We start from the raw sequence: 6,314 nt of genomic DNA on the forward strand, positions 1-6,314 counted from the left end.
GGATGGCTGCTATGGGGTGTACTTCATGCACCACAAGCTGCGCGAGATAGACCTGAAGCAGGACTGAGCTGTGCGGCAAAATCCGTCCACCATGTGTTCGCACACCCGTCAACCATGTGTCCGGTCCATACAGCGACGCAAAGAAAGGTACCTCGGCCGCCGGGCCGAGACCCGGCCTCCGCCTTCAACAAAGGCATGCAGCCAAACAAGCACTGAACAGCCCGGGCGCACATCCCCGCTCCCGCACTCCAACAAAGAACAGAAGCAACCACACGGAGTCATGCCGCGAAACGCTGCCCGGTGCTCGCGCAGATGAACAGATTTGAACGCAGCGCCTCAGGTGGAGCTTGGGTTCAGCAGGCGGGGCCGCCACGGCGCTGGACCACCAGGAGGCGCTGGGCCTGGCCGAGCAGGCGCGTGCCGAGCTGGAACGCAACCAGCGCGAGCTGCAGCAGGCCGCCAATGCCTTGCGCCTGCTGGCGGGCAGCGCCTCGGTCGACCTGGGCCTGTCTTCGGCAGCGCAGGCTGCGCCCGTGCTGGTGCAGGACATCGCTGCGGGTGCGCCCTCGGACCCGCTGGCCCGCCGGCCCGACATCGTGGCCGCCGAGCACCAGTTGCGCGCACGCCATGCCGACATCGGTGCGGCGCGGGCGGCGTTCTTTCCGCGCATCACGCTCACGAGGCTGGTGGGCAGCTCCAGCAATGAACTGTCGAACCTGTTCCGCGCAGGGCAGGGCGCCTGGTCTTTTGCACCACAGCTCACGTTGCCGATCTTCGACGGCGGGCGCAACCGCGCCGGGCTGGAACTGGCCGAGGTGCGCAGGAATGCCGCCGTGGCGCGCTACGAGGGAACCATCCAGACCGCCTTCCGCGAAGTGGCCGACGCGCTGGCCGCCAACGACACACTGCGGCGCGAAGAGGCCGCGCGCCAGGCGCTGGTGCGCAGCAGCGAAGAAGCCCTGCGCTTGGCCGAGGCGCGCTACCGCGGCGGGGTGGACAGCCACCTGCACTACCTGGAGGCACAGCGCTCGGCCTATGCCAGCCAACTGCCGTACATAGAGACCAGCACCCAGCGGCAGATCGCGCTGGCCGGGCTGTTCAGGGCGCTGCGTGGGGGTTGGTCGCCAGCGGCGCCTGGGGGACAGCCAGGCGCTCCATCGCCTCGCGGTTGAGCCGGTAGCTCAGGCGGCTGGAGACCCGTCGGGCACCCAGGCCTTCGTAGAAGGCGATGCCCTGGGCGTTGGAGTCCATCACGTTCCAGTCCATGCGGCCGCAGCCCTGGACGGCTGCGTAGCCTGCCACCCAGGCCATCAAGGCCCGGCCGATGCCCTGGCCCCGCGACCTTTCGCTCACGAACAGTTCCTTGACCATGCACTGCCTGCGGTGCCCGGGCGCCGGATCCACCAGCGAATCGAGCAGCACGATGGCGGCCAGGCCCAGCGCGGTTCCTGCCGCATCGCTGGCCACCACCAGCCGCGACGGTGCGCCAGGTGCCAGCAGATGGTCGCGCAGGTGGGCGTGCACTGCCTCGCGCGGTGCGGTGGCGATGCCTTCATCGGCATAGTAGGCGTTCAGCTCGCAGAGCAGGTCGGTCAGCGCAATGCTCGCTTCCCCTGCCAGGGCGATCCGCACGCCGGTGGGCAGGCGTTGCACGGTCATGCCGCCATCACGGAAAGAAGCGCTTGAGCGCATCCTCGAAAGCAGGCAGGTCGGCGCCCACGTGGCTGGCGTTGTAGTCTGCATTCACCAGGGTGAATCCTGGATTGTTCTGCGCGCGCATCTGCTCGTACAGGGGCTTGATGATACCTACGTTGTTGGCGCCCGTGCCCGCGCCGGTCAGGAACAGGGTGGCGGGCAGGGGTTTGCCGTCGAGCTGCCTTTCGTAGGCAAGCAAGGCCGCCGTGCTGCCATGGCCGCCGTAGCTGGCTTCGGTCGAGAGGTAGTGCGAGAAGCTCAGCGCACCGGCCTGGCCTTCAAGCACCAGGGCCGCTATCACGAAGTAGCCGCCATGCGACAGGCCCGAGAGCGCCCGGCGCTTGGGGTCGGTGCGGTACTGGCGTTCGATCACCGGCGCGAGCTCCTTGGCGATGAAGTTCAGGTAGCGCGTAGCGCCGGGCAGCAGGAAGTCCGTGCCACGCGTGACCGTGCCGCCGATGCCGACCAGAATGGCCTGGGTTCCCCGGGTCTGCATGGCTTGCTTGAAGGTGTCGAAGCGCGTGGGCGTGGTGCCCGAGCCGTACAGCGCGTCCCCCTCGGTCGCGTAGATGACCGGCAGCGCCGCGGTGCCCGTGGCGTACGACTGGGGCACGTATACCTGGATGGCGTACGTGGCGCCGTTCGACTCCGACTTGATTGTGGAGCTGAAGACCTGCCCGACCGGCTCGGGCGGGGGCTCGCTGGACGATCCGCCGCCGCCGCAGGCGGCAAGGGCGGTGGCCGCGCCCAGCGCGAGCAGCGCGGTGCGGCGGTCCATGGGGACGGGTGTGCGCGTTCTTCCTGGCATTCGTCAACTCCTCCTGTTGGGCCATTGTAGGGAGGGTTGCCTGAATGAATGCCGGAGTTTTAGAACTGAGCGCGGTCGAGGTCCGCGATCAGCGTGGCCTCCACCGGCCGCCAACCCAGCCGCTGCTGCGTGAGCGCGCTGGAGGCCGGGCTGTCCATGCCTGCAAAGCGGGCCAGCCAGCCGAAATGCTGCTGTGCGCTGGCGGCCGGCACCGACACCACGGGCAGGTCCAGTCCGCGGCCGATGGACTCGGCAATCGCCTTCAAGGCCACCCCCTGCTCGCCCACCGCGTGGTAACGCGCGCCACGCACGCCTTGCTCCAGCACCAGCCGGTACAGGCAGGCGGCATCGAGCACATGCACGGCGGGCCAGCGGTTGGCGCCTTCGTCCATATAGGCCACCGTGCCCTTTTCGCGCGCCAGCGCGATCAGGTAGGTGATGAGTCCCTGCTTGAACGGGTCGTGCACCTGCGGCAGGCGCACCACGCAGGCATGCACGCCCTGCTGCGCCAGCGCGGCTGCGGCCTCTTCCGAGGCGCTGCGCGGCACGCCCGCGCTGCTGGGCACGGGCGCGTCTTCCTCGGTGCCCACGCCGCCCTGGTTGCCCAGCAGCGTCATGCCGGTGGTGACGAGCAAGGGCCTGTCGCTGCCCGCCAGCTCCGCGCCCATGGCGGCGATGACCTGCCGGTCGGCTTCGCAGTTGGCGGCATAGGTGGAAAAGTCGTGGTTGAAGGCTGTGTGGATCACGCCGTCGGCATGGGCGATGCCACGGCGCAGGCTGGTGAGGTCGTCGAGGGAGCCGCGGTGCGCTTCGGCGCCCACGGCGGCCAGCCGCTCGGCGCCTTCGTCCGTGCGGGCCAGGCCCAGGACGCTGTGGCCGGCATCGATCAGCTCGTTGACCACGGCCGTGCCGACAAAGCCGGTCGCGCCGGTTACGAATACTCGCATGGTGGTGTCCTCTTCTGTGTAAGAACGTAAACATGTTCTGAAAGGAGGGCAGTGTCGCCACCGGCCTTATCCGGGTAAAGTAGTGTTCTTATACGGGTATAAGCGATAACAGGAAGAAAGCCGCCTCTCATGCCAGACACCAAGGACAACGCGCTGGGCGACTACCTGCGCGACCGCCGCACCCGGCTCGACCCCGCAGCGCTGGGCTTTCCGCTTGCGCGCCGGCGCACTCCCGGCCTGCGCCGTGAAGAAGTCGCGCAGCGCGCCCATGTGAGTGCCACCTGGTACACGTGGCTGGAACAGGGCCGGGGCGGCGCGCCCGCGGCCGAGGTGCTGGCGCGCTGCGCCCCTGCGCTGATGCTCCCCGATGCCCAGCGGGAATGCAGCTACCTGAGGGCCCGGGGCCGCCCGCCCGAGGTGCGCTTTCAGGACACCGAGGGCGTGACCCCCCGGCTGCAGCGTGTGCTCGATTCGCTGGAGACCAGCCCTGCGTACGTGAAGACCTCGAGCTGGGACGTGGTCGCCTGGAACCACGCATCCACCCACGTGCTGACCGACTACGGCGCGCTGCCACCCGGGCAGCGCAACATCCTGCGCGTGGTCTTCGGCAGCACCTCGCTGCGCCGCAAGATGCCCAACTGGGAGCGCGACTCGCGCTTCATCGTCGGCGCCTTCCGTGCCGACGTGGCGCGGGCCGGTGCCGCCGCGCGCGTGCAGCCCATGGTGGACGAATTGTGCGAACTCGACCCCGAATTCCGCGCGCTGTGGCGCGGCAACGATGTGCGGAGCAGCTACGGCGAGCACCCCAAGCATGTGGTGCACCCCGTGGCCGGCCGCATCGACCTGGAGTATTCGGCCTTCGCCGTCGATGGCCGTACCGACCTGGGCATGGTGGTCTACACCCCCGCCACGCCGCGCGACCTGGCGCGGGTGAAGGCACTGATCGCAGCAGGGGACGGCGACAAGGCGGTGGCTGCGGCTACCGCCACGGCACCGCAGCGGCCACGCGTCCGCCGGACCGCGCCTGCCTAGAATTCTTTCATCCAGCCAGCCCCGGACACCCGCAGGAGATAGCCCGATGAGCGACACCCCACCCACTCCCTCCACCTTGCCAGCCATGCAGCTCAGCTTCGAGCAGTTCGAGGCCCGATCACTGGCCGATGGCTTCGATGAGGTGCTGGTGCGCGAATGGGCGCCCGGTGCGGTGGTCCCCGAGCACCGCCACGACTTCGGCGTGAGCGCCATCGTGGTGCAGGGCGAGATGTGGCTCACCTGCGCAGGGCAGGAGCGCCACCTTGTGCCCGGCGATACCTTCGCGCTGTACCGCAACGAGCCGCATGCGGAGCGGTATGGGGTGCAGGGGGCGACGTATTGGGTGGCGCGGCGCAACGCGGGGGATTGTTGAGGGGGCTGGAACCTTGGGCCACGCTCAGCGTGGATCTTCCCGCCCCATCGCGGAAGGCCCGGCGTAGCGCGGCAGCAGGCAGCGCAGGCCGACGCCGCGCCCGCCCAGTCCTTCGCCAAGCCCAGGGTGCCGCCCATGCGCTGGACCACGCGGTGCACGATGGCCAGGCCCGGGCCGGTGCCAGGGATGCGGTAGAAGCGTTCGCAGACCTGCGCACGGTGCGCAACTGGTGCTGCAGGTGCAGGACGATGGCCGGGGCATTGCGCCCGAGCGCATCGAGCTCGACGGCAGCGGCAATACCGTGTACGTGCCCGAAGGCTCGAAGGTACCGGTCACGCGCCATGGCAACAGCAACGATGTGATCGAGCGCTGAGAACGGTGCAGGGCGCGCACCGCGCAGAGTTGCCGAAAACCGGCCTTGGACACCGCATGCCGGCTGCGCAGATGCCTGGTGCTGCCTAGAATGCCTTCGATCACCAGGGCGGGCGCCGTGCCTGCCTCCGGCACCGCGGGAGTGGCCATGCAGCATCGCACCTACCAGAGCAGTTCCTTGGCGGAGGGCGCGCAGATCCTCAATCGCGAGTGGTCGCGCCACCGCGTGACCGTGCCCCGGGGGCACGAGATGCGCCTGCAGTTCTCGATCCGCTCGCTCACGCCCGATGTCTCGCTGAGTGCGCTGGCCTATGGCGCGCAGGCCATGGTGCAGCCCGAGGAACGGGCCGACGTGCTGCTGCTGCAGATGCCGCGCAGGGGCGCGGGCCGGGTGTCGTACCCGCGCAGCAACACGCCCATGGACCCGGACCACTACGCGCTGATCGACGTGCAGCGCGTGGGCCAGGTCTACTGCAGCGCCGAGCTGGAGATGCTGGTGCTGCGCATCGCCATGCCGCGCCTGCTGGCCCACCTCGAAGAGGCGCTGGGCCACCGGCCCGAATGCGGGCTGCAGTTCGATCCCACCATGGCCCGCGGATCGCCCGCCTGGGCCGCCTGGGAGCCGGTGGCCGCAGCACTCGACGTGATGCAGCGCAGCACCCTCGTGGATTTTCCGGCGCCCGCGATCGAGGCCATGGAGCGCATGGCGCTGTCCACGCTGCTGATGGCCCAGCCGCACAACTTCCGTGAGGCGCTGGCGCGGCCAACGCGTGCCATTGCGCCGCGCCACGTGCGCCGGGCCGAGGAGTTCATCCACGCGCACCTGCGCCACCCACTGACCACGGGGCAGATCGCCCGCCATGCCGGTGTGAGCGTGCGTGCGCTGTTCGACGGCTTTCGCCGTTTTCGCCAGACCACGCCGGCCGCCTATGCGCGCGAGGCGCGGCTGTCCGCCGTGCGGCACGACCTGCTGCGGGGCGACCGAGCCGGCTCCCAAGGGGCGCACCTCTGGGGCTTCACACAGACACAGCTGACGGAGACGACGAAGCGGCATCAGTGCTGAGAAAGGACGTCCGCCTCGCAGGAA

Annotated in this window: 7 protein-coding genes and 1 pseudogene; 5 read left to right on the forward strand and 3 right to left on the reverse strand. The window is 69.3% G+C overall.

Going from position 1 to position 6,314, the window contains the following annotated elements:
* Window positions 1-362 precede the first annotated feature (362 nt).
* Window positions 363-1,172 (forward strand): annotated as a pseudogene (locus ACK59X_RS18420) (efflux transporter outer membrane subunit); the annotation flags it as partial.
* Here ACK59X_RS18420 and ACK59X_RS18425 read toward each other — a convergent pair.
* The 3 genes from ACK59X_RS18425 to ACK59X_RS18435 all read right to left on the reverse strand — a co-directional run bounded on the left by ACK59X_RS18425 (window position 1,099) and on the right by ACK59X_RS18435 (window position 3,450).
* A complete protein-coding gene (locus ACK59X_RS18425; protein WP_409959524.1) occupies window positions 1,099-1,659 on the reverse strand; it encodes a GNAT family N-acetyltransferase in 561 nt (186 codons plus the stop codon). The pseudogene ACK59X_RS18420 and the gene ACK59X_RS18425 sit on opposite strands and share 74 nt — an antisense overlap.
* Window positions 1,660-1,666: 7 nt before the next feature.
* Window positions 1,667-2,473, reverse strand: coding sequence for an alpha/beta hydrolase (locus ACK59X_RS18430; protein WP_409959526.1), 807 nt, complete (start codon window positions 2,471-2,473; stop codon window positions 1,667-1,669).
* A gap of 89 nt (window positions 2,474-2,562) precedes the next feature.
* Window positions 2,563-3,450, reverse strand: coding sequence for an SDR family oxidoreductase (locus ACK59X_RS18435; protein ID WP_409959528.1), 888 nt, complete (start codon window positions 3,448-3,450; stop codon window positions 2,563-2,565).
* Window positions 3,451-3,579: 129 nt separating this feature from the next.
* Here ACK59X_RS18435 and ACK59X_RS18440 point away from each other — a divergent pair, with 129 nt between their 5' ends.
* From ACK59X_RS18440 to ACK59X_RS18455, 4 genes are all read left to right on the forward strand, one after another.
* Entirely contained in the window at window positions 3,580-4,482 is a 903-nt protein-coding gene (locus tag ACK59X_RS18440; RefSeq protein WP_409959530.1) for a helix-turn-helix transcriptional regulator, read from the forward strand.
* 46 nt (window positions 4,483-4,528) lie between these two features.
* Window positions 4,529-4,855 (forward strand): cupin domain-containing protein, encoded by a 327-nt coding sequence (locus tag ACK59X_RS18445; RefSeq protein WP_409959532.1) that lies wholly within the window; start codon window positions 4,529-4,531, stop codon window positions 4,853-4,855.
* Window positions 4,856-5,084: 229 nt separating this feature from the next.
* The gene (locus ACK59X_RS18450; RefSeq protein ID WP_409959534.1) at window positions 5,085-5,228 is read left to right on the forward strand and encodes a hypothetical protein; all 144 of its coding nucleotides are present in this window, start codon (window positions 5,085-5,087) and stop codon (window positions 5,226-5,228) included.
* Window positions 5,229-5,375: 147 nt separating this feature from the next.
* Complete coding sequence (locus ACK59X_RS18455; protein ID WP_409959536.1) at window positions 5,376-6,290, forward strand: hypothetical protein; 915 nt, start codon at window positions 5,376-5,378, stop codon at window positions 6,288-6,290.
* Window positions 6,291-6,314: the final 24 nt, after the last annotated feature.

Source organism: Acidovorax sp. (genome assembly GCF_046339755.1).
Lineage (GTDB): Bacteria > Pseudomonadota > Gammaproteobacteria > Burkholderiales > Burkholderiaceae_C > Acidovorax.

What these genes read in the sequence shown, in the direction of transcription:
- ACK59X_RS18440 (WP_409959530.1), top strand. Translation starts at nt 3,580, where the DNA reads ATGCCAGACACCAAGGACAACGCGCTGGGCGACTACCTGCGCGACCGC.
- ACK59X_RS18425 (WP_409959524.1), bottom strand. Translation starts at nt 1,659, where the DNA reads ATGACCGTGCAACGCCTGCCCACCGGCGTGCGGATCGCCCTGGCAGGG.
- ACK59X_RS18435 (WP_409959528.1), bottom strand. Translation starts at nt 3,450, where the DNA reads ATGCGAGTATTCGTAACCGGCGCGACCGGCTTTGTCGGCACGGCCGTG.
- ACK59X_RS18445 (WP_409959532.1), top strand. Translation starts at nt 4,529, where the DNA reads ATGAGCGACACCCCACCCACTCCCTCCACCTTGCCAGCCATGCAGCTC.
- ACK59X_RS18455 (WP_409959536.1), top strand. Translation starts at nt 5,376, where the DNA reads ATGCAGCATCGCACCTACCAGAGCAGTTCCTTGGCGGAGGGCGCGCAG.
- ACK59X_RS18430 (WP_409959526.1), bottom strand. Translation starts at nt 2,473, where the DNA reads ATGGACCGCCGCACCGCGCTGCTCGCGCTGGGCGCGGCCACCGCCCTT.